Source organism: Arthrobacter humicola, from assembly GCF_039531445.1.
In the GTDB taxonomy this organism is placed as follows: Bacteria; Actinomycetota; Actinomycetes; order Actinomycetales; family Micrococcaceae; genus Arthrobacter; species Arthrobacter humicola.
Genome location: NZ_BAAAQB010000034.1, coordinates 87,537 through 107,509, shown reverse-complemented (window position 1 = coordinate 107,509; position 19,973 = coordinate 87,537). Strand labels below are relative to the sequence as shown.

Sequence of the window (19,973 nt, the reverse complement as noted above, 5' to 3'; positions counted from 1 at the left end):
AGAGCGCCCGTACTGTCATGTCCGAGTTTCCTCCGGTGCCGGACCTGCAGTCTTGTCTTTGCGCGAACTGCAGTTGACCCGCTGCGAATGATCGCGAGGGCCCGGGATTCCATTGCGCTGGGGAACAACAACCGATCGCTGAGCGACAAGAGCGTGACGCGCGCCACCTGCCATGCTGGATTTCACGGTGCAACGCACCCCCCATATTCCCAGACCGAAATTTCCCAGACTCATGACCGTTAAGAAGGATCCGATGAGTATTTCAAAATCCGAGTCCCCGACCGCAGAAGCCAGTCCTCGCACGGAGCACTCCACCGCGCTGCGCGCCGGAAGCGTCGGCGTCATGGGCATTCTCTTCTTTGTGTTGTCCGCCCAGGCGCCGTTGACCGGAATCGTCGGGGCGTCACCGCTGGCCGCGGCCCTCGGCAACGGTCCCGGCGCGCCCGGCGCGTATCTGGTGGTGGGCATCGTGATCGTGATCTTCGCCGTCGGGTTCGTCGCGATGAGCCGCAAGATCCAGGCCAACGGCGCCTTCTACGCCTATGTCACCGCCGCCTTTGGGCGGAAGATCGGGGCCGGAGCGGCGTGGCTCGCGCTCCTCGCGTACAGCACGGTCCAGGCTGCGATGTACGGGCTATACGGCGCCGCGTTTTCGGGCGTCCTCGGAACCGCCGGGATCGTGGTTCCCTGGTGGCTGCTGGCCATGATCACCATGGCGGGCGTGCAGGTGCTGGGATCCCTCAACATCGAACTCGGGGCCCGGGTCCTTGCGGTGCTCGTAGGCCTCGAGGTCGCGATCCTGCTCATGTTTGGCTTCACCGTGCTGCTGCGGGGCGGCGGACCGGAAGGGCTCAGCCTGGCTGCCTCCTTCTCTCCCGCGGCGATCGGCGCAGGCGCCCCGGGCGTAGCCATCATGTTCGCTGTCGCCTCGATGTTCGGCTTTGAATCCACGGCCATCTACTCGGCCGAGGCCAAGGACGCCCACCGCACGGTGGCCCGTGCCACCTATCTTTCGGTGGGGGTCATCGCGGTCTTCTTCTCCTTCATTTCGTGGATGCTGGTCAGCTACTACGGCCCCTCGCACGTCATCGACGCCGCGGGCGCGGCCCTGGAATCCGGCGACTCCACGTCCTTCGTGCTGACACCCATGGTGGAGCTGTTCGGGCCGTGGGCCGGAACCGTCACCGGCATGCTGCTCGTGACTTCCCTGCTGGCCGGCATCATCGCCTTCCACAACGGCATCAACCGCTACCTCCATTCGCTGGCCCTGCGCGGGTCGATGCCCCGCGGAGTGGCCCGGACCAACCGGCACAAGGCTCCCGCCGTCGCCGCCCGGATCCAGACCGTGGTCGCTTTCCTGCTCGTGGCGCCGTTCGCCGTGCTGTCCCTGGACCCTGTCCTGACCCTCTTCTCCTGGTTCAGCGGGTTGGCCGTGGCGGCGCTCCTGGTCCTGTACATGCTCTGCTCCCTGGCCGTCGTCGCGTACTTCCGGCGCGAAAGGGTGCCCGGCCAGCTCTGGCAGACCGTGGTGGCACCGGTGCTCGCCACCGTGCTGCTTGGCTGGGTCCTGTCCCTCGTGATCAGCAACTTCACCGCACTGATCGGCGGCAGTGCCGAAACGGCCGTGGGCCTGCTGCTGACTGTGCCCATTGTGTTTGCCGCCGGCGTGCTGGTGGAAGTTGCCGTGGAACGCAGGGCCGCGCGAGCCGAGGTCTCCGCCTAGCCGTCGGCGCTGGACACCAGCCTTGGACACGGAAGGGGCGGTGCCGGACACATCCGGCACCGCCCCTTCCGCGTCCGAATCCGGGTGGAAGGCCAGGCTCAGGCGCCGCGCCGCCAGTCGCTGGGGGATTCGCCGAAGGCATCACGGAAGGTACGGCTGAAGTGGGCGGCATCCAGGAAGCCCCAGCGCGCGGCCACGGCCCCTACCGGCATGCCGGCCAGGAGCGGATCCCGCAGTTCGCGGCGCGCCCCTTCCAGCCGCTGGGTCCGGATCCAGCTCGCCACGGTGGTCCCGGATTCATGGAAGACGTTATGCAGATGCCGGGTGGAGATGAAGTGGGCCGCCGCGATGGACGCCGGCGAGAGCATGGGATCGGCCAGGTTGGCGTCGATGTACTCGCGGACGGAGGCCGCGAGTAGGGCCTGCGGCCGCATCCGGTCCGGGGACATGTCCAGTTCCGAGTGCAGCATCGTGGAGACGAGATCGAGGGCGTTCGTCGCAAGGCGCGAGCCGCTCGGGCCGCTCAGCGCATCCAGGTTCTCCGCGAGGTGGGAGATGAACGGCCCGACGATCCCGGCGAGGCCGCTGTCCGCCGCCATCCGCACGGCCGAAAGCTGCGCGATGCAGTCCGGCGGCAGGGACAGCGCATCCCAAGGGAACATCACCACCATGAGCCGGGCGTCCCCCTCGAAGGCAAGCGTGTACGGGCGGCTGGTGTCGTAGATGGAGAGGTCGCCAGGGCACAGGAGGGCCTCGCGGTTGTCCTGGATGAGGAGTCCGGTGCCCTGCAGTTGGAGATTGAGCTTGAAGTAGCGCTGGTTGGACTGGGCAATCAGTGCCGGCGTGCGGTGGACCTCATGGCTCGTGGAGGAGACTTCGACGATCGCCACGCGGTCCAGTCTGCGGGACCGCATGCGGCCGCGGAAGTTGTCCGCATCGCGGCTCGAGGCGCCCAGGGGAACGAAGGACTCCGCGATGAGGTGCCGCCAGTGCTCGAAGGAGGCTGCCGTGCTGATCTGGACGTCCTGCCCGGCGGGACTGGACGATGGTCGGGCTGCAACTGCGGTCATCGAAGATCCTGACGCCGTCGTATTTTGGGGACTGTGTCATGGGACACACTCCTTTTAGGGTAGCCCCGCAGCCCGCCGATGTCATTTTTTTCGACAGCTGGCGAAAAAAGACTGTTGCAGGCGCCTAGCAGCCGAGCAGGGTCAGGAATCCCTCCAGCTGCTCGTTCAGCCCGAGTTCCACCTGGCCTTCCGGGGCGAGCGCCGCCGCGATCTGCGCGCCGAGGAGGAGGTTGAGCAGCTGGCCGGCCAGGGCGGCGTCGTTGACGGCGGTGGTGACGGCCCCGGCGTACCGGGCCTCGGCCAGGTACCGCCGCATGGCCGCAAGCCACTGCTCCATCGAATCCCGGTGGATCCGGGCCTTGTCGGGGTCGTTGATGGCCTTCTGCCAGAACGGGATGACAATCCGGGCCTCATTGATCCGCTCCTCATCCAGCGGCAGCACCTCGACGCAAAATGCCCGCAGGGCCGCGAGCCCGACCTGCCCGGCGGTGACTTCCGCGATGCGCTCGTTGGTGCGGTTGAAGACGTGCCCGAACGCGAAGGTCAGCAGGTCATCCTTGGTGGGAAAGTACGGCTTGAGGGCGCCGTTCGCAAAGCCGGCCTCGAGGGCAATTTCCCGCATGGTGGCACTTTCGATCCCGAGCCGGGCGATAATCCGCCATGTGGCGTCGACGAGTTCGAGCCGCCGCTGGTCGTGGTCGACAATCTTTGGCACCGGACAGCTCCCCAATTATTTTGCGTCGGACTCTTGTGGCACAGCTTACATTTCCGTATTCTCTACAAGTATAGAAAATAAAGTTCTGACCCGCCCGGGTCCCCGATCGAAGGCCGTCATGATGACCGCACAAACTGACACCCGCACTCCGTATGGCCCGTACAGTCTGGCCGCGGACGTCGAAATCACCGCAGTCCAAGGCATCCTGCGAGCGGCGGGCCTGCTGGGCGAGAGCAAGCGCATCGCGTACCTGGGCCTGGTGGACCCCGCCAGGAACGCGCCGGAGGCAAGCGAGGACCGCCGGTTCCGGGCCTTCATCCACGACGTCTCGGGAGGGCGCCCGGCCGACGTGACCGTCTCGGTGTCCAGCGGTGCGGTGGTCTCCGTCGTCGAGCTGGACACAGCGGTGACCGGCGAGCTTCCTGTCCTGGAAGAGGAGTTCGAGGTCGTCGAGCAGCTCCTGGCCACGGACGAGCGGTGGCTCAAGGCGCTGGCCAGCCGCGGCCTGGACGTCAGCAAGGTCCGCGTCGCCCCGCTGTCTGCCGGTGTGTTCGAATACCCGGAGGAAAAAGGACGCCGAATCCTGCGTGGCCTGGCCTTCGTTCAGGATTTCCCGGAAGACAGCGCCTGGGCGCACCCCGTGGACGGTCTCGTGGCGTACGTCGACGTCGTCAACAAGGAAGTCACACAGGTGCTGGACACCGGCGTCGTCCCGATTCCCGCCGAACACGGCAACTACACGGATCCTGAGCTGACCGGGCCGCTGCGGACCACGCAGAAGCCCATCAACATCACCCAGCCAGAGGGGCCCAGCTTTACCGTCACCGGCGGGAATCACATCGAGTGGGAAAAGTGGAGCGTCGACGTCGGCTTCGACGTCCGCGAAGGCGTGGTGCTCCACAACCTTGCGTTCCGGGACGGCGACCGGCTGCGTCCCGTCATCAACCGGGCGTCGATCGCCGAAATGGTGGTCCCGTACGGGGACCCGTCGCCGATCCGGTCCTGGCAGAACTACTTCGATACCGGCGAATACCTCGTGGGCCAGTACGCGAACTCCCTGGAGCTTGGCTGCGACTGCCTCGGCGAGATCACGTACCTCAGCCCCGTCATCAGTGACGCCTTCGGCAACGCCCGCGAGATCCGCAACGGCATCTGCATGCACGAGGAAGACTGGGGGATCCTGGCCAAGCACAGTGACCTCTGGACGGGCATCAACTACACCCGCCGCAACCGCCGCCTGGTGATCTCCTTCTTCACCACCATCGGCAACTACGACTACGGCTTCTACTGGTACCTCTACCTCGACGGCACCATTGAGTTCGAGGCCAAGGCCACCGGCGTCGTCTTCACCTCCGCCTACCCGGAGGGCGGATCGGCCAACATCTCCCAGCTCGCCCCGGGCCTGGGCGCGCCCTACCACCAGCACCTGTTCAGCGCCCGCCTGGATATGGCGATCGACGGCCTCACCAACCGGGTTGAGGAAGAAGACGTGGTCCGGCAGGCGATGGGCGAAGGCAACGAACGCGGCAACGCCTTCTCCCGGAAGCGCACCGTGATCGCCCGTGAATCCGATGGCGCCCGCGAGGCCGACGCCCGCAGCGGCCGGACCTGGGTCATCTCCAACCCGGAATCACGCAACCGCCTCGGCGAACCCGTGGCCTACAAGCTCCATGCCGAAGGGCAGCCCACCCTGCTGGCGGACCCGGAGTCTTCCATCGCCCGGCGTGCCGGCTTTGCCACGAAAGACCTCTGGGTGACCCGGTTCGCCGAAGACGAGATGTACCCCACGGGCGACTTCGTGAACCAGCACGCCGGCGGAGCCGGTCTGCCGGCCTACATCGCCCAGGACCGGGACCTGGACGGCCAGGACATCGTCCTCTGGCACACCTTCGGCCTCACCCACTTCCCGCGGCCCGAGGACTGGCCGATCATGCCCGTGGACACGGCCGGCTTCAAGCTGCGCCCCGAGGGCTTCTTTGACCGCAGCCCCGTCCTGGATGTGCCCGCCAACGCCCAGCAGTCCTCCGGTTGCCATGGCGACGCCGGCGGCCACTGCCACAGCTAGTCCGACGCCGTGAGTGTCGCCCTCAGATGGGGCCGCCGGTCCGGCATCGTGCTCCATCCCCGGATCTGCGCCGCCGTGACGGCGGGGTCGTGCCTCGCGCACCTGTGGCTTGTCGCCGGGAACCAGCACGGGACCTGGCTAAACGTGCTCATGCTCGCCATGGTGGCGGTGTGCCTGCCGTGCGCCGTGCACATCTGGCGCCACGGACGGGTCAGCTCCCTGCGCCAGGTCATGGCCTCGGCACTGGTGATGACCGGGGTCCACGCGGTTCTGCTCCTCGGCGTCGGGTCCGGCGCCGAGGGCCACAGCCATCATGGTGCCGCGGCCGCTGCCTCCGGTGCGGCGCCGTCCGGTGCCGGTGCGCTGCTGGCAGTCATCGTGCTGGAAATGACGACGGCGCTGCTCGCCGCGACGCTCCTGGCCCGGCTCCGGACCCGGCCCCGCGGCTGAAGTCCGGGCCGGGGACCCGGCCGCGTTGCGGGTCAACCGTGTCAGTCGTTGAAGAGCCCCGCCAGGTCCTCGGCGGTCAGGGCGCCGCCGCTGAGCGCGTCGCCTTCCATGACGTCGGCGAAGAGCTGGGATTTTTTCGCCTTGAGGGCCATGACCTTCTCCTCGATGGTGTCCTTGGCGACCAGCCGGTAGACCATGACGTTCCGCGCCTGGCCGATCCGGTGGGTCCGGTCCACGGCCTGGGCCTCCGACGCAGGGTTCCACCACGGGTCCAGCAGGAACACGTAGTCGGCCTCGGTCAGGTTCAGGCCGAAGCCGCCGGCCTTGAGGCTGATGAGAAACACCGGTGCGGCGCCGTTCTTGAACTCGTTCACGACGTCGGAGCGGTTGCGCGTGCTGCCGTCGAGGTAGCAGAACTCGATGTTCTCCTCGACCAGGCGCTCCCGGACCTTGCCCAGGAAGCCGGTGAACTGGCTGAAGATCAGGGCCCGGTGGCCCTCGGCCACGAGGTCCGCGAGCTGCTCGAACAGGACATCAAGCTTGCTGGCCCGTACCCCGGAGAGCGAGGGGTCGATCAGCGACGGGTCCAGGCTGAGCTGCCGGAGCAGGGTCAGCGACTGGAAGATGGTGAAGCGGTTCTTGTTGACGTCGTCAATCAGGCCCAGGATCTTTTGGCGTTCCCGCTGCAGGTGCGTCTGGTAGACCTTCTGGTGCCGCGGATTCAGCACGACTTCCAGGATCTGCTCCTGCTTGGGCGGCAGGTCCCGGATGACCTGTTCCTTGGTCCGCCGCATCATGAGCGGCCGGACCCTGCGCCGGAGCTTGTCCAGCTGTGCCTTATCGCCGTTCTTTTCCACCGGTTTCTGGTAATACTCGGCGAACCGTTTTGGGCTGGAAAAGAGCCCGGGCGCCACGATCGAGGTCAGCGCCCAGAACTCCATCAGGTTGTTCTCCAGCGGGGTGCCGGTGATGGCGAGTTTGAAGGCGGCCGGCAACTTGCGGGCGCACTGGTAGGCCTTGGACTGGTGGTTCTTGACGAACTGGGCCTCATCCAGGACCAGGCCCGCCCAGGTCCGGGACGCATAGGCCTCGTAGTCGATCCGGAACAGGGCATACGAGGTGATGATGATGTCTGCGCCGGCCATCGCCTCGGCCGGGTCCGCACCGTTCTTGGCGAAAGTTTCGCCAATGGCACGCACCGTCAGTCCCGGCGCGAACCGCGCCGTCTCAGCCTCCCAGTTGCCCACCACGCTGGTGGGGGCGACGACGAGGAAGGGTGCGGTCCCGGCGTCGGACTGGGCTTCATCTCCTGTGGCCGCATCCTTCGCGGCGCAGATCAATGCCAGAGCCTGGACGGTCTTGCCCAGGCCCATGTCGTCAGCCAGCACGCCGCCCAGCCCGTGGCGGTACAGGAAGCTCAGCCAGTTGAAGCCTTCCAGCTGATATGGGCGGAGCTCGGCGTTCAGCGTCGCGGGTAGCGGCAGCCCCTTGATGTCGCCTTCCAGCAGGCCGCCAACGGATTCGCGCCAGGCAGCCGCCTGTTCGTCGACGATGCCGAGGTGCGCGAGCTCGTCCCACAGTCCGGCCTGGAAGCGGCTGATCTGCAGGGGCGCGTCTTTGTCGCCCGGGTTGTCCTGCAGCGAGCGGGCCTCATCGATCAATGCCCGCAGCTGGTGCAGCTCCGGCAGGTCCAGGGAGAAGTACGCCCCGCTGGGCAGCAGCATGCGGGTCTGCCCGGCCGCGAGGGCGGAAAACAGCGCCGCGAAGGACACCGGCTGGCCTTCCAGGGTGATGACAATGCCCAGATCGAACCAGTCGCGGCTGTCCGTAGCCTTCGTGGAGATCGCGACCACGGGCGCTTCCTCGGCTTCGCGGTAGTCCGCGATTTCGCCGGAGGTGTCCACCGCGACACCGGGGAGGTCGCGGAGCCGGGGGAGCACGTCCTCGGTGAAGGCGAGCGTGTCCAGCCCGGACAGTTCCGCCGTGGCCGCCAGGCGCGGCGTGCCCCAGCCTCCGGTCGCGGATTCGCCCAGGGCCGGGACCACGTCCCAGGGTTGCCCGACGGCTTCCAGGATGCGGGCCTCGGCGGGGTCGTCCCGGTAGCCGTGGTCGCCCGGATGCCGCCACAACGGCTGCGCCGTGACGAGGTTCCCGGACTTGTAATGCCATTCCCAGTGCAGCCGGACCCGGTGGTCGGCACCGTAGTTGGCCAGCAGGGACAGGGTGGGGACGGCAAGCGCGGGCAGTTCCACGGACTCGTCCGAGGCCGTTACCCGGGCGGTCTGCTTGAGTTTGGGATAGAAACCGGTCAGGAAGCGGCTTTCGTCCCGGGCAGGGATGTGCAGGGTGGTCCCGCCCGTGACGAAGGTCAGCAGTTCCTCGCTGAGCCCGCTTTCCAGCGGGGCGAGCGTGATGATGGGGTCGGTCGGGGCGACGCCGGGCAGGGCGCCGCCGTCGGACGTCAGGAAGATTCCATGCGCCGGGCGGCCGATGGTCCCCACCGACGCCGGATCCACCACTTCGCCTTCCACCGTGATGGTCGGCGCGAGTTCCAGCCCGCCGTCGTCCCCGCCAGTGCCGAACCGCGCCAGGTTGAGCCCGACGGCGGCCGGCTCCTGAACGAACCGTACCGGCTCCGTCCCGCGGCTGTGCACCAGGGCGAGGCCGATCTTCTGGGCCTGGGACAGCAGGCTCCACAGGTTCTTGCCGGCGTAGGTGTTGAGCCCCAGCCACAGCCCGGTGCCGGCATGCTGGCGGTTCGCCACGGCGGTGTGCGAGGCGAGGAACTCCTGCATCCACTCCACATGCGCCTCGTTGCATTCACGCCGGTAGTTCAGGTAGCTCAGCGTGCTCCAGGAGACGTCGCCGCGGATCCACTTGCCCTTGGCCCCCATGATCACGGGCCGTGCCTTGAGCTGGCGGACGCTGCGGAGCGGATCGCGGCGGCCGGTGTAGGAAAAATGCGGGGCGGGTTCCTCGACGTCGAACTGGAGCGCCAGGGGCGTGCCGTTGGCGGACGGGGTGATGCCCGGGCTGGCGATCAGCGGACTGAGCGCCTGCTCCCAGTCGGCCAGCTCCGGCGGCGCGCTCTGGCGGGACAGCCTCGTGGACTCCGCCGGGGCCAGCAGCTGAATCCGGATGGCCGGGTTGTCTTCGGCCGAGAACAGCAGGGCCGCCACGTGCTTGCAATCCTTGCGTACCGGGCAGCTGCAGACGCCCACCGTGCAGCTCCAGCCGCCGGTTTTCCGCACGAGCTTGGCCGTCGTGGAGTAGGGAACGTCGGCGCCGCCCCGCACCTTGCCCAGGAGCAGCCCGGTGGCGGCATCGAAAGACATTCCGGAAACGCGGCTCCCCATGGCGTAAGCAAGTCCGGCCGCAAGGGAGCGGTCGTTGATCGCGGGAGTCTGAATTGCCAGTGCCGCACTCTCGTCCGGATGGGATGGCATGTGCGCGCTACTTTCGGCAGGAGGTCATCTGATCCATCTTAGCGAGCCTTTAAGGTCCCCGGAACTTCGCCGGCCGCCGGGGAACATCCCCCAAACTTCGCCTGACGTTCAACTGGGGCACGGCTCCCGGCAGGGACGACGGACCTACCGTGGAGGGGTCCGGAGTATCAGCAGTTCCAGCAGTAAGGATTTCGCATGACCAACGGTGAGCCCACCAGCCAGTCCGCCCACAGCTACCCGACCGTGCTGACAACGGAAAGCCTCAGGGGTGGCAACGAGGACGTCGTCGACGCAAACGTCAACGTGGTCAACGCCATGTTCGAGGAGTTGCTGGATGCGGACGAGATCTCCCCGACCGCGCTGCGCAGCTACTACGTGGACTTCTACCTGACGCAGGCGCAGGCCGGCGGCTTCGCGCAGTACGTGTTCACCGTGCCGGAACGCGAGGAAATCGATCCCTATGTCCGGGAAGGGCTGGCGGGCATGGGCGCGGCCGCGCATCTGGACCTCTTCAACCGAACGGTGGCGGCTTTCGGTGCCCTGACCGACACCGACGTCGACACCTACCTCGACGGCGGCAGCAGCTGGGTCGCCGGAGGCGACACGGAGGCCGACGACCCGGAGGGTGACGTCTCCGACGCCGTGCGGCGCATCGAAGAACTGGACGGGGAATTCGAAACGGTCCTCGCAGCGGAGGACATCGTGGCACTGAATGCCGCGTGGCTGCGCGGCCAGCCGGACCTGCTGGTCCTTGACGACGATGACCTCGATGCCCACATCGCCGGCAGGGTGGCCCGCATCCCCGACCTCGCAGAGCGCCAGGCCGCCGCAGCGGCCGAAGCCCTCCTGGACGCGCCGGAGTTCGAACAGATTATCCGGGAGCTGTGCGACATTGCCGGGCACAGCCTGGAACGGATCACCATGGGCGATCCCAACTACGAGCACAACGGGGAGACCACCCTGGCCTGGCACTTCACCACCGAACAGGGCGAATTCCTCATGCTCGAAGACGACGACGAGGCCTTCATGCTGAACCCGCGGACCAACGAGATTCTCGCCGCCGTGGAGTTCGAAGAGACAGTGGAGTTCGAAGAGGCTGGCGCCTAAGCGGCTTTCCCTGCGGTCTCGGCGGCGGCGCCATTGCGCGTTGCTGCCGAGACCGCCGCTGCCGCACGGCGCATTGCCCGGGTGCCTTTTAGTAGCCGCCCGCCGCGCTCTTGATCATCTCCCCGGACGGTGCCACGAGGTACCAGGCCCCGCCGACGCCCTGGCCCGTGATGTCTCCCGCGGCCTGGTCCTTGGAGTAGTAGTAGATCGGCATCCCGTTAATGGTCACCTGCAGCTTTCCGTCAGCCGTGGGAATGGTTCCGACCTTGCCGGTCACGCCGTCAACGGTGGGGGTCGCCGACGTCGATGTGACCGGGGGCCACGTCGTCGCGCACCCGGCGGTGCAGGTGCTGGTCCCGGAGTCCTTCGTGTCCTTAGTGAAGGAGTAGACGCTCAGTCCCTTGCTGCCCACCACGATCGCACCGGCCGTGGACTGGGCCACCGTGAGGTCCGCAGCGGACGTGGACGCCGGCGCCGAACTGGCCGCAGCGCTGCTGGAGGAGGGGGCCGGCGCTGCCGACGTTGACGTCGTTGTGCTCGCGCCGCCACAGCCGGACAATAGCGCGGCAAGGGCGAACGCGGTCAAGCCTAGGCTGAGATGCTTCTTCATTGCTGCTCCTTGACTCGAGCCAGCCTGACTCGCCAGGCCGGCGCTACCCCCTAAGACGTATGTGGGGCGCCAAATGGTTCACGTAGGGGCAGCCCTGTTCACGTCAGCGCAGTCCCGGGGCACACTGAACTATTGGGCGCGCCCGTACGTCTTACAGGGGGCAGAGCACAACTCGCGGGAGGTGGGACATGCCGCTGGACGAGGACGTCGTGGCCGCAATCTACCGCGACCACGGTGCAGCCTTGAAGCGGTTCGTCCTTAGCGCTTCCCGGGACCCGCAGCTCGCCGACGACGTCGTCCAGGAGACCGTGCTGCGGGTCTGGCAACAGGCGCCGCAGATCACCGGCAGCCTGCGCAGCTACCTGTTCCGGACGGCCCGGAACATCATGATCGACAACTATCGCAAGGCCCAGCGGCGCCCGCAGGAAGCCGGCGACCGCGAAGTTCCGGCCACCACCGACGGCGCAGGCGCCGCCGGACGCATCGACGATCTACTCAACAAGGTCCTGATGGAGGAGGCGCTCCTGCGGCTCAGCGCGGAGCACCGCGACGTCCTGGTGGCGCTTCATTACCGCCGCTGCACGGTCCAGGAGGCAGCCGCCCAATTGAAGATCCCCAGCGGCACAGTGAAGTCCCGGGCGTTCTACGCCGTGCGGGCCCTGCGGACAATTCTCGACGAAATGGGGGTGCAGCGGTGAACGGCGGCGGACTGCACGAGCTCCTCGGCGCGTATCTGCTCGGCGGGCTGGAGCCGGCCGAGGCCGCCGCCTTCGAACAGCACCTGGCCGTCTGTGCGGACTGCCGGCAGGAACTGGACGAACTCGCCAGCCTCCCCGCGCTGCTCGACGCGGTCCCGGTGCCCGACGCCGTCAGACTCACCGCGGCGGCTACGGCCGCCCGGGACCGGGCTCTTGTTCGGCCGGAACCCATGCCGGTCCCGCGCAGGCTGCTCGACGAGCTCGCCCGCCGGCGCCGGACTGTGCGGCGCCGGTGGGTGTCGGCCGTGGGCGGCGCCGCCGCCGCATGCCTGGCGCTGGGGATCCTGGCCGGTCCGCTGCTGAACCAGCCGGCCAAACCTGACGCAAGCTACTCTGTGACGGCAAGCAGCGGGCTGGAGGTCACGGTGGGACTCGTCAGGAAAACCTGGGGCACCGAACTGGCACTGGACGCCCGCAGCCTGCCCGTCGACGGGACCCTCTCGCTGTGGGTGAAGGACCGCGACGGCGGCGAAGACCGCGCCTGCGCATGGACGGCCACGCCCACCGGAAAGGTCCGGATCACCGGGGCGACGCCGGTGCAATTGGCCAAGATCACCAGCGTCGAGATGCGCAATGAGCAGCAGCAGACCGTGGCCGTCATCGCCGTGCCGCAGGGTTAGCGGACACCGTTCCGGCATGAACCCCGGCAGGTCACGCCCGGGCCCCTTAACTTCGCGGACCTACATCTTCGCGAGCTTGGCGCGCAGCGCCATGAAGATGCCGTAGCAGATCAGGCCGACCCCGACGGCGGCCAGCAGATACACACCGAACGGCTGTTCGCGCAGGGCCTTGAGGCTGCCGTCGAGCCCGGTTGACTCTTCCGGGTGGGCCTTCACGGTGGCGATGATGATGAGCAGGCCCACCAGCAGCAGAGCGAAGCCCTTGGCGGCGTAGCCCACGACGCCGACCACCGTCACCGCGGTGCGTGCCTGCTTCTGGGACGGCATGCGCAGGTACTTGATGAAGGACTTCCGAAAGCCGCGGATCGCGTAGACGATCCCCGTGACGGCCACCGCGGCGCCGATGACAATCAGGAGCGCGACGCCACCGGGCGCCTTCATCAGGTTGATGGTCAGATCGCTGGTTGACTGGCGGTGGTCGGCGTGTGCGCCGGTGGCGACCGAGGCCAGGGTGAGGGCAAACCCGGTGTACACCACGGCCTGCAGGCCGGCTTTGAGCTTCTTGCCGACCTTCTTCTTGGTGGGCAGGTGCTCGAAGTCGAAGATGGCGTCGCTGGCCTGCCAGATGGCCAGCGCCACGCAGGCGGCAAACGAGGTCCAGAGCAACAGCGGCCCGGCCGGCTGCCCGGCGAGTTCTTCCACGGCGCCGCTCACGTCGGCCTGGCCCTGGCCGCCCATGGCGAGCCGGATTGCGACCAGCCCGATGAGGAAGTGCAGCAGTCCCGACACGGCGAACCCCGCCCGAGCCACTACTTCAAGCGGCTTGGAATTGGTGACTTCCTCGGCGACGTCCGCGGCGTCCTTCATTTCTTCTTTGATGATGGTTCCTTAGTACTAACTGGCAAGCCCCGTCCCGGAGCCCCGGCAGCCCCGATAACCGAACTTCTTCCGTAATCGTGCCACGCGCAGGCGTTCAGCAACAGATTCCCGCGGGCCGGTCTTAGCTAACGGCGGCGGTAGCTGAGATCGAAGATCAGGCGCCCGGCTTCGTGGGCCTTGTTCTCGAAGCTGGTGAGGATCCGCCCCTCAAACCGAGGCGCCCAGCCGCCGGTCCCGTCGACGCCTTCGTTGGGCCCGGTGTGTTCGGTGCTGACCGGCGCCCGGCCCTCCTTGACGGGCGCTCCGCCCACCCGGGATTCGACGCCGGATTCCCATACATGGGTCAGGGGGCTGTCCGCGCCGGCGCGCTCACCCTCGTGCAGGTTCTCGAACTCTGCGGAGGCCGCCATGACTTCGCGGACGTGGACGGCGTAGTTGGACCAGTCGGTCGCGATCCGGAAGATGCCGCCGGGCCTGATGGCGCGGGCCGCGAGGTCGGCGAAGGCCGGCTGGATGAGGCGGCGCTTGTGGTGCCGGGACTTGTGCCACGGGTCAGGGAAGAACACCCACAGTTCCGTGACCGAGCCGGCCGGCAGCATGGTGGCGAGCACCTCGGGGGCGTTCGCTTCCACCACCCGGACGTTGCTCAGCTTGCGGCTGTTGATTTTGATCAGGGTGTTGGCCAGGCCGGGGGTGTAGACCTCCACGGCCAGGAAGTCCTTGTCCGGGTTTTCCTCGGCGGCGTGGCAGACGGCGTCGCCCAGCCCGGAACCGATCTCCACAATCAGCGGAGCCTTGCGGCCGAATTCGGCTTCGGCGTCGAAGACGTAGTCCGGGTGCACGGAGGTGTTGGCGACGTGGCGCGGGACCTCCACCGCCCAGCGGTCCGCGTGCTCCTCCCAGGCGGCCTGGCGGCGTCCCTGCAGGCGTGTGCCGCGGCGGACGAAGCTGACCGGACGGCCCCCGTATGTGCCGAACGAGGCCTGGCTGCCCGGGGTCACGGGGCGGGGCAACTGTGTCTCATCCGGGGCGCCGGACAGCGGCATTTCCGGCGTGCCGGGGGTTTCTGGGGATTCGCTCATCCTTTCCAGAATAGTTGAGTTTGCGGGCCCGGCCCGCCCCGGGAATCCGCCAGGCGCCTGGCAACGAGGCCGCCGGGGCCCCGGACTGCAAGAATGGGGCGGGTGACCTCAGCCGGGAAAACTGACCAGCAGGATCTTTCGCCACGGGCCGTTCCCAGGGACGATTCGGCCGGGCCGCCGCACGCGGCCAGCCGCCGCATGCTCGCGTACTTAGGCGTCTGCCTGGTCCTGATCGGGCTTAACCTCCGCACGGTGTTCTCGAGCTTCGCCGCGGTCCTACCCGAGGTGACGGCCGACGCCGGGCTTCCGGCCTGGGCGGTTATGGTGCTCACCACCGTGCCGGTGACGCTGCTCGGCGTGTTCGCCCCGCTCGCCCCCGGACTGGCACGCCGGTTCGGTGCCGAGCGTGTGCTGCTCGGTGCCATGGCCGTGCTCACGGCAGGGCTGCTGCTGCGGCCCGTGGAGCTGCCCGGAGTGGGGCACCTGCCGGCCATGCTGGCCGGAACCGCCGCGTGCGGTGCCGCGATTTCGCTCTGCAACGTGCTGCTGCCCGGCGTCGTCAAACGTGACTTCCCGCACCGTCTAGGCCTCATGGGCGGGCTCTACACCACGGCGATCTGTGCCTCGGCCGCCCTCGGTGCAGGCTTCACGTTCCCGGTCTTCCGGGCGACCGGGCAGTGGACAGCGGCGCTCTGGTTCTGGGCGGTGCCGGCCGGCGTCGTGCTTCTCTTGTTCCTTCGCCCGGCGCTCCGGGCCCGTCCGGGCGGGCAGCCCCGCACGGGCGCCGGGGTCAACGTGTGGCGCTCCGCCATGGCCTGGCAGGTGACGTTGTTCATGGTCCTGCAGGCCATGATGTCCTTTAGCGTCTTTGCGTGGCTGGCCCCGATCCTGCGCGAACGCGGCGTGGACGGCGGCACGGCCGGACTGATCGTCTCGGCCTCGATTGTGCTGCAGATGCTGGGCTCGCTGTTCGCGCCGGCGCTGGCCACCCGGTTCCGGGACCAGCGCGCCATCAACACGGTGGTGGCCCTCATGACCGGGGGAGGGTTCGCGCTGAGCATCTTCGGTCCCACCGAATTCCTCTGGCTGTGGACCGGCCTGCTCGGCCTGGGCCAGGGCAGCCTGACCGCCGCTGCACTGACCCTGATCATGGTCCGCACCCGCGACGGGCACACGGCCTCCCACCTCTCCGGCATGATGCAGGGCGTCGGCTACGGGCTTGGCTCCAGCGGCACCCTCCTGGTCGGCCAGCTCCACCAGGCCACCGGATCCTTTGCCGCGGCGGGCGTGCTGTTCCTGCTGGTGGGCTCGCTGGCCGCCGTGTTCGGGTACCGGGCCGGGAGGGCCCGCTTCGTCGGCGGCTGACCCCTTCAACACGATGCGCTGGCAGTTATGGCTGTTCTGAGCCCGCCAGAAGAGCCATAACTGCCAGCGCATCGGGAGCCGACCCTGCTTCAGAGGGTGAGGTCCTTGCCCTTCGTCTCCGGGATGGTGAAGACGAACACCGCGGAGATGGCGAGCAGAAGCACGGCGTACACGTTGAACAGCTGCGGCATCTGCACCGTGGTGCCGAGCCACTGCTGGAGGTAGGGTGCGGTGCCGCCGAAGACCGCCACGCAGATCGAGTACGGGACCCCGACGCCCACGGTGCGGATGCTCGTGGGGAACAGCTCGGCGTAGACAGCCGGCACGATCGCAGCGCTGGCGGCGATGAAGATCAGCATGACGGACATGCTGACGGCCAGCTGCCAGGCGGAGTCCTTGAGCAGGGCGGTCATCGGGAAGTGCATGATGCCTGCGCCGATCGCACCGGCCCACAGAACCTTCTTGCGTCCGATGCGGTCCGCCAGTTTGCCCCAGAAGGGCAGCGCTGCGATGAACACGATATTGCCGATCACGCCGGCCCACAGGGCCTCGCCGCGGTCGATCTTCAGCGCGGTGGTGGCGTAGCTGGGGGCGACAACACCCCAAATGTAGTAGATGACGGTCAGGCCGACCGTCAGGCCGATCACCTGAAGGGCCTGCTTGCGGTGGCGGACAATCTGCGGCCAGATCGGGGCGCGCTTCTCCGCCGAGGCTTCGCCCTCAAAGACGTCCGTTTCGTGCAGCCGGGACCGCATGATCAGCGCGTACAGGCCCATGGCCGCGCCGATCAGGAACGGGACGCGCCAGCCCCACGCGTTCATGACTTCGGTGCTTAGGGTCATGTTCAGCACGGCACCCAGCAGGGTTCCGAACAGGATTCCCACCGTGCCGGAGGTGTAGATCAGGGTGGCCCAGTAGCCGCGGTGTTCCTTCGGCGCCATCTCGGACAGGTAGGTCTGCGACGACGGCAGCTCCCCTCCGTGCGCCAGTCCCTGGATCAGGCGCGCCACCAGGAGCGTCAACGAGGCCCAGGCCCCCACCGCGGCGAAGGTCGGCGCGATGCCGATCATCAGGCTGCCCACCGACGCCAGCCCCACGGCCAGGGTCATGGAGGCCTTGCGGCCGATCCGGTCGCCGATCCAGCCGAACAGGAAGCCGCCGAACGGGCGGGCAACGAAGCCGACGGCGAAAATCGCCAGCGTGGACAGCACCGCGGACGCAGGGTCCGACTTGCTGAAAAGCTGGCTGGCGATGAACGGCGTGAACGTGGCGTAGATGGCCCAGTCGTACCATTCAACGGCGTTGCCGATGCCGGTGCCGATGATCGTCTTGCGGGTTGATGTCCGGGTTGCCGGCGTCGTGGACGCGGTTGTAATCATGGTCTTCTCCCTCGGGGGTGGGGCTAGGAAAGGGTGGAGGCAGCGGCGACAGGGGCAGTCGCGGCGGGGGCGTCTGCTGCCGCAAGCGCGGTCAGCCTCGATATGGCGAGCTCCGCGTAGAGTGCGGCGCCGTCAGCCAGCACGCCGTCGTCGAACGTGGCGTATGGGGAGTGATTGAACGCGGACGCGGTGGGGTCGGCGTCCCGGGGGACGGCGCTGAGGCCGATGAACGTCCCGGGGACCTCGGCGAGCACCCTGGAGAAGTCTTCGGAGCCGCTCAGTGGGGTGGCCCAGCGGGCGAGCCGGGAATCGCCGAACAAGCCCTCAATGACGTTCTCCGCGGTGTGCGTTTCGTCCTCGTCCGTGATGGTGAGCGGGTACTCCTGCTGGTAGTCGACGTCGACGTCGAGGCCGTGTGCCGCTGCGATGCCCTTCAGCAGGCGGGGCACGGCGTCCATCATTTTCTGCCGGGATTCCTCGGAGAAGGTCCTGATGGTGGCCTCGATGCGTGCGGTTTCCGGGATGATGTTGCGCTTGGTGCCGGCCTGGAGAACCCCGACGGAGAGGACGACGGGATCGAACATGTTGAACTGGCGGGTGACCATGACCTGGAGGGCGGTGACCATCTCGGCGGCCGCCGTCACGGGGTCCTTGGCCGAATGCGGGGCCGAGCCGTGGCCGCCGGCGCCGAGTACCGTGACCACCAGCCCGTCAGACGAGCTGAGCATGACGCCGGGTTTGGTGCAGAACGTGCCGTGCGGTTCGAGGGCGGAAAAGACGTGCATGCCGTAGGCGGCGTCCACGCGCCGGCCGGCGGCATCCAGCACGCCTTCGCGGATCATGTGGCTGGCGCCGTCGAAGCCTTCCTCGCCGGGCTGGAACATCAGGACGACGTCGCCGGCCAGCCGGTGCCGGCGTTCGGCCAGGAGGGTGGCGGCTCCTGCCAGCATGGACGTGTGGAGGTCATGGCCGCAGGCGTGCATGGCGCCGTCGATCCTGGACGTGTAGTCCACGCCCGTCTTCTCCTGTACCGGCAGACCGTCCATGTCCGCGCGGAGGAGGACGGCGGGGCGGGAGCAGGCGCCCGTTCCGGGAGCCTGCCCGCGCAGCACCGCGGTGACCGACGTCGTGGCCTGGCCCAGCGTGATCTCGTAGCCGAGCCCGTCGAGCGCCTTCAGCACTTTTTCCTGGGTCCGCGGGAGCTCCAGGCCGATCTCGGGCTCCCGGTGCAGCTCATGGCGGAACCGGGCCAGGTCCGCCTGCATTTCCCGGGCGTCTGCGGTGATCGGCACGTTTTCTCCTTGCTTGTCGTTTGTCGGAATCGCGTAATTGACGAATTGGTTTTGTCGCTGCGGCTTGGTTCGGGTCCGGTGAGGACTGCCTGCGTCTATTCTCAAGTGACATGGTTCACATGCTGCTAAAGGCCTGAAAAAATGCAAAAACCGGCTGGAATCGCAGTTTTCGTGCACGAATGAGGGGAAGAATAATGGAACTCAGCGAGGACGACCTCGCCCTGATCAACGTCCTGCAGACCGCTCCGCGCCTGAGCTGGGCGGATGCCGCGGAGGTGCTGGGTGCCCACGCCACCACCCTCGCCGCCCGCTGGGAGCGGCTGCGGGCCTCAGGCGTCTCCTGGGTCACCGCCCACCTGATCGGCGACCCGCACCAGATGTGCCTGGCGTTCGTCGCCGTGGATTGCGAAATGAACCGGCGCGAGGACGTCACCGCCCGGCTCGCCGAGATGCCGGAAATCGTCACGGTAGAGGAGGCAGCCAGCAACCGGGACCTCATGCTGACCGTCATTACGCCCTCCCTGGACGACTTCAGCCTGAAGGTCATCGCGCGATTGAAGGAGATCGACGGCCTCGTCAAATACCAGACCGCACTGTGCACCAGGCTGCACGCCAGCGGCGGCTCGTGGCGGCTCAACGTGCTGAGCCGGGCACAGCAGGCCGCCGTGCGGGCATTGGCCGGCGCCGAGACCGCCGGAACCGCCCAGACCGCCGCCCTCGGACCGTTGCCGGAAAGCCACCTGGCGCTCCTGCCGTTCCTGGCCAGGGACGGACGCGCCACGGCGGCCGACATTGCCCGCGGTCTGGGCCGGCACCCTGCCACCGTCCAGCGGCAGCTCAACCGGGTGCTCGCCAGCGGCATCCTGTCATTCCGGTGCGAGGTGGCTCAGAAGTTCTCGGCTTTCCCCGTGACCTGCCAGTGGTTCGTCAACGTCCCCGCCGGCCGGCATGAGGCAGCCGCGGCCGAGCTGAAGACCATGCGGAATGTGAGGCTCAGCGCCTCCACCACAGGTCCGACGAACTTCGTGATCATTATGTGGCTGCAGTCCCTGGCCGACGTCATGACGATCGAGCTCGCGTTGCAGCAGAAGGTGCCCGGGATCGAGCTCGTGGAAAGCGTCGTCATGTTGAGCACCGTGAAACGTGTGGGGTGGATGCTGAATCCGGACTCGCGGGCGAGCGGCGCCGTCGTGGTCCCGGCCCAGGGACTCGATGCGGCCGGCTGACCCGGCCCGCTGACGTGGCCGGACGGCCGGGGCCGGGGCACGCAGCTGATGTGCGCGGCGTGCCGCTCTTGTAGGCTGTGGCACGTGCCCCGAACCGACCCACACGACGGTCAGAAACTCAGTCGGAAATCCAGTCAGAAACCTAGTCGGACCTCCAGTCAGAAATCCAGCCAGGAATCCGTCCCG

At 67.7% G+C, this 19,973-nt stretch carries 16 protein-coding genes; 8 read left to right on the top strand and 8 right to left on the bottom strand.

Features of this window, described 5'->3' with window-relative positions; all coding sequences use genetic code 11:
- Positions 1-253: 253 nt before the first annotated feature.
- On the top strand, positions 254-1,723 hold the full coding sequence (locus ABD243_RS12340) for an APC family permease (protein ID WP_344366030.1): 1,470 nt from the start codon (positions 254-256) through the stop codon (positions 1,721-1,723).
- Positions 1,724-1,821: 98 nt separating this feature from the next.
- On the opposite strand, the gene ABD243_RS12335 is transcribed toward ABD243_RS12340, so the two are convergent.
- Together ABD243_RS12335 and ABD243_RS12330 are read right to left on the bottom strand one after the other, a co-directional pair.
- Positions 1,822-2,793 (bottom strand): AraC-like ligand-binding domain-containing protein, encoded by a 972-nt coding sequence (locus ABD243_RS12335; RefSeq protein WP_344366028.1) that lies wholly within the window; start codon positions 2,791-2,793, stop codon positions 1,822-1,824.
- A gap of 124 nt (positions 2,794-2,917) precedes the next feature.
- Complete coding sequence (locus tag ABD243_RS12330; protein ID WP_344366023.1) at positions 2,918-3,508, bottom strand: TetR/AcrR family transcriptional regulator; 591 nt, start codon at positions 3,506-3,508, stop codon at positions 2,918-2,920.
- Between the two features lie 118 nt (positions 3,509-3,626).
- Between ABD243_RS12330 and ABD243_RS12325 the strand changes: the two genes are divergently transcribed.
- Both ABD243_RS12325 and ABD243_RS12320 read left to right on the top strand, forming a co-directional pair.
- A complete protein-coding gene (locus tag ABD243_RS12325) occupies positions 3,627-5,573 on the top strand; it encodes a primary-amine oxidase (RefSeq protein ID WP_425547189.1) in 1,947 nt (648 codons plus the stop codon).
- Positions 5,574-5,582: 9 nt separating this feature from the next.
- Positions 5,583-6,023 carry a hypothetical protein gene (locus ABD243_RS12320; protein ID WP_116767256.1) on the top strand — a complete coding sequence of 147 codons (441 nt, stop codon included), beginning with the start codon at positions 5,583-5,585 and terminating at the stop codon, positions 6,021-6,023.
- 41 nt (positions 6,024-6,064) lie between these two features.
- Here the strand turns inward: ABD243_RS12320 and ABD243_RS12315 are convergent, their stop codons facing one another.
- Complete coding sequence (locus ABD243_RS12315) at positions 6,065-9,469, bottom strand: DEAD/DEAH box helicase (protein ID WP_116767255.1); 3,405 nt, start codon at positions 9,467-9,469, stop codon at positions 6,065-6,067.
- A gap of 195 nt (positions 9,470-9,664) precedes the next feature.
- On the opposite strand from ABD243_RS12315, the gene ABD243_RS12310 reads away from it, so the two are divergent.
- Positions 9,665-10,576 (top strand): DMP19 family protein, encoded by a 912-nt coding sequence (locus tag ABD243_RS12310; RefSeq protein WP_344366014.1) that lies wholly within the window; start codon positions 9,665-9,667, stop codon positions 10,574-10,576.
- 88 nt (positions 10,577-10,664) lie between these two features.
- On the opposite strand, the gene ABD243_RS12305 is transcribed toward ABD243_RS12310, so the two are convergent.
- Positions 10,665-11,186 (bottom strand): COG4315 family predicted lipoprotein, encoded by a 522-nt coding sequence (locus ABD243_RS12305; protein WP_344366011.1) that lies wholly within the window; start codon positions 11,184-11,186, stop codon positions 10,665-10,667.
- Positions 11,187-11,374: 188 nt separating this feature from the next.
- Here ABD243_RS12305 and ABD243_RS12300 point away from each other — a divergent pair, with 188 nt between their 5' ends.
- Entirely contained in the window at positions 11,375-11,884 is a 510-nt protein-coding gene (locus ABD243_RS12300) for a sigma-70 family RNA polymerase sigma factor (protein ID WP_344366009.1), read from the top strand.
- A complete protein-coding gene (locus tag ABD243_RS12295) occupies positions 11,881-12,564 on the top strand; it encodes an anti-sigma factor family protein (protein ID WP_344366007.1) in 684 nt (227 codons plus the stop codon). Before ABD243_RS12300 ends, ABD243_RS12295 begins: the two co-directional genes overlap by 4 nt.
- 60 nt (positions 12,565-12,624) lie before the next feature.
- Here the strand turns inward: ABD243_RS12295 and ABD243_RS12290 are convergent, their stop codons facing one another.
- Positions 12,625-13,431, bottom strand: coding sequence for a DUF1206 domain-containing protein (locus ABD243_RS12290; protein WP_116767250.1), 807 nt, complete (start codon positions 13,429-13,431; stop codon positions 12,625-12,627).
- 137 nt (positions 13,432-13,568) lie between these two features.
- Positions 13,569-14,525 (bottom strand): tRNA (guanosine(46)-N7)-methyltransferase TrmB, encoded by a 957-nt coding sequence (trmB, locus tag ABD243_RS12285; RefSeq protein WP_425547188.1) that lies wholly within the window; start codon positions 14,523-14,525, stop codon positions 13,569-13,571.
- A 93-nt stretch (positions 14,526-14,618) separates the two neighbouring features.
- On the opposite strand from trmB, the gene ABD243_RS12280 reads away from it, so the two are divergent.
- Positions 14,619-15,890: an MFS transporter gene (locus ABD243_RS12280; protein WP_425547187.1), complete on the top strand. Its 1,272-nt coding sequence runs from the start codon at positions 14,619-14,621 to the stop codon at positions 15,888-15,890.
- An 89-nt stretch (positions 15,891-15,979) separates the two neighbouring features.
- Here the strand turns inward: ABD243_RS12280 and ABD243_RS12275 are convergent, their stop codons facing one another.
- Both ABD243_RS12275 and ABD243_RS12270 read right to left on the bottom strand, forming a co-directional pair.
- Entirely contained in the window at positions 15,980-17,269 is a 1,290-nt protein-coding gene (locus ABD243_RS12275) for an MFS transporter (protein ID WP_116767248.1), read from the bottom strand.
- Between the two features lie 23 nt (positions 17,270-17,292).
- Positions 17,293-18,561 (bottom strand): M20 metallopeptidase family protein, encoded by a 1,269-nt coding sequence (locus ABD243_RS12270; RefSeq protein ID WP_344365999.1) that lies wholly within the window; start codon positions 18,559-18,561, stop codon positions 17,293-17,295.
- Between the two features lie 194 nt (positions 18,562-18,755).
- On the opposite strand from ABD243_RS12270, the gene ABD243_RS12265 reads away from it, so the two are divergent.
- Positions 18,756-19,787 (top strand): Lrp/AsnC family transcriptional regulator, encoded by a 1,032-nt coding sequence (locus ABD243_RS12265; RefSeq protein ID WP_344365997.1) that lies wholly within the window; start codon positions 18,756-18,758, stop codon positions 19,785-19,787.
- Positions 19,788-19,973 lie beyond the last annotated feature (186 nt).

Excerpts from the sequence above, each read along its gene's own strand:
- ABD243_RS12335 (WP_344366028.1), bottom strand. The coding sequence starts at position 2,793 with ATGACCGCAGTTGCAGCCCGACCATCGTCCAGTCCCGCCGGGCAGGAC.
- ABD243_RS12305 (WP_344366011.1), bottom strand. The coding sequence starts at position 11,186 with ATGAAGAAGCATCTCAGCCTAGGCTTGACCGCGTTCGCCCTTGCCGCG.
- ABD243_RS12300 (WP_344366009.1), top strand. The coding sequence starts at position 11,375 with ATGCCGCTGGACGAGGACGTCGTGGCCGCAATCTACCGCGACCACGGT.
- trmB (WP_425547188.1), bottom strand. The coding sequence starts at position 14,525 with ATGAGCGAATCCCCAGAAACCCCCGGCACGCCGGAAATGCCGCTGTCC.
- ABD243_RS12275 (WP_116767248.1), bottom strand. The coding sequence starts at position 17,269 with ATGATTACAACCGCGTCCACGACGCCGGCAACCCGGACATCAACCCGC.
- ABD243_RS12280 (WP_425547187.1), top strand. The coding sequence starts at position 14,619 with ATGGGGCGGGTGACCTCAGCCGGGAAAACTGACCAGCAGGATCTTTCG.
- ABD243_RS12290 (WP_116767250.1), bottom strand. The coding sequence starts at position 13,431 with ATGAAGGACGCCGCGGACGTCGCCGAGGAAGTCACCAATTCCAAGCCG.
- ABD243_RS12265 (WP_344365997.1), top strand. The coding sequence starts at position 18,756 with ATGGAACTCAGCGAGGACGACCTCGCCCTGATCAACGTCCTGCAGACC.
- ABD243_RS12315 (WP_116767255.1), bottom strand. The coding sequence starts at position 9,469 with ATGCCATCCCATCCGGACGAGAGTGCGGCACTGGCAATTCAGACTCCC.
- ABD243_RS12325 (WP_425547189.1), top strand. The coding sequence starts at position 3,627 with ATGATGACCGCACAAACTGACACCCGCACTCCGTATGGCCCGTACAGT.
- ABD243_RS12340 (WP_344366030.1), top strand. The coding sequence starts at position 254 with ATGAGTATTTCAAAATCCGAGTCCCCGACCGCAGAAGCCAGTCCTCGC.
- ABD243_RS12310 (WP_344366014.1), top strand. The coding sequence starts at position 9,665 with ATGACCAACGGTGAGCCCACCAGCCAGTCCGCCCACAGCTACCCGACC.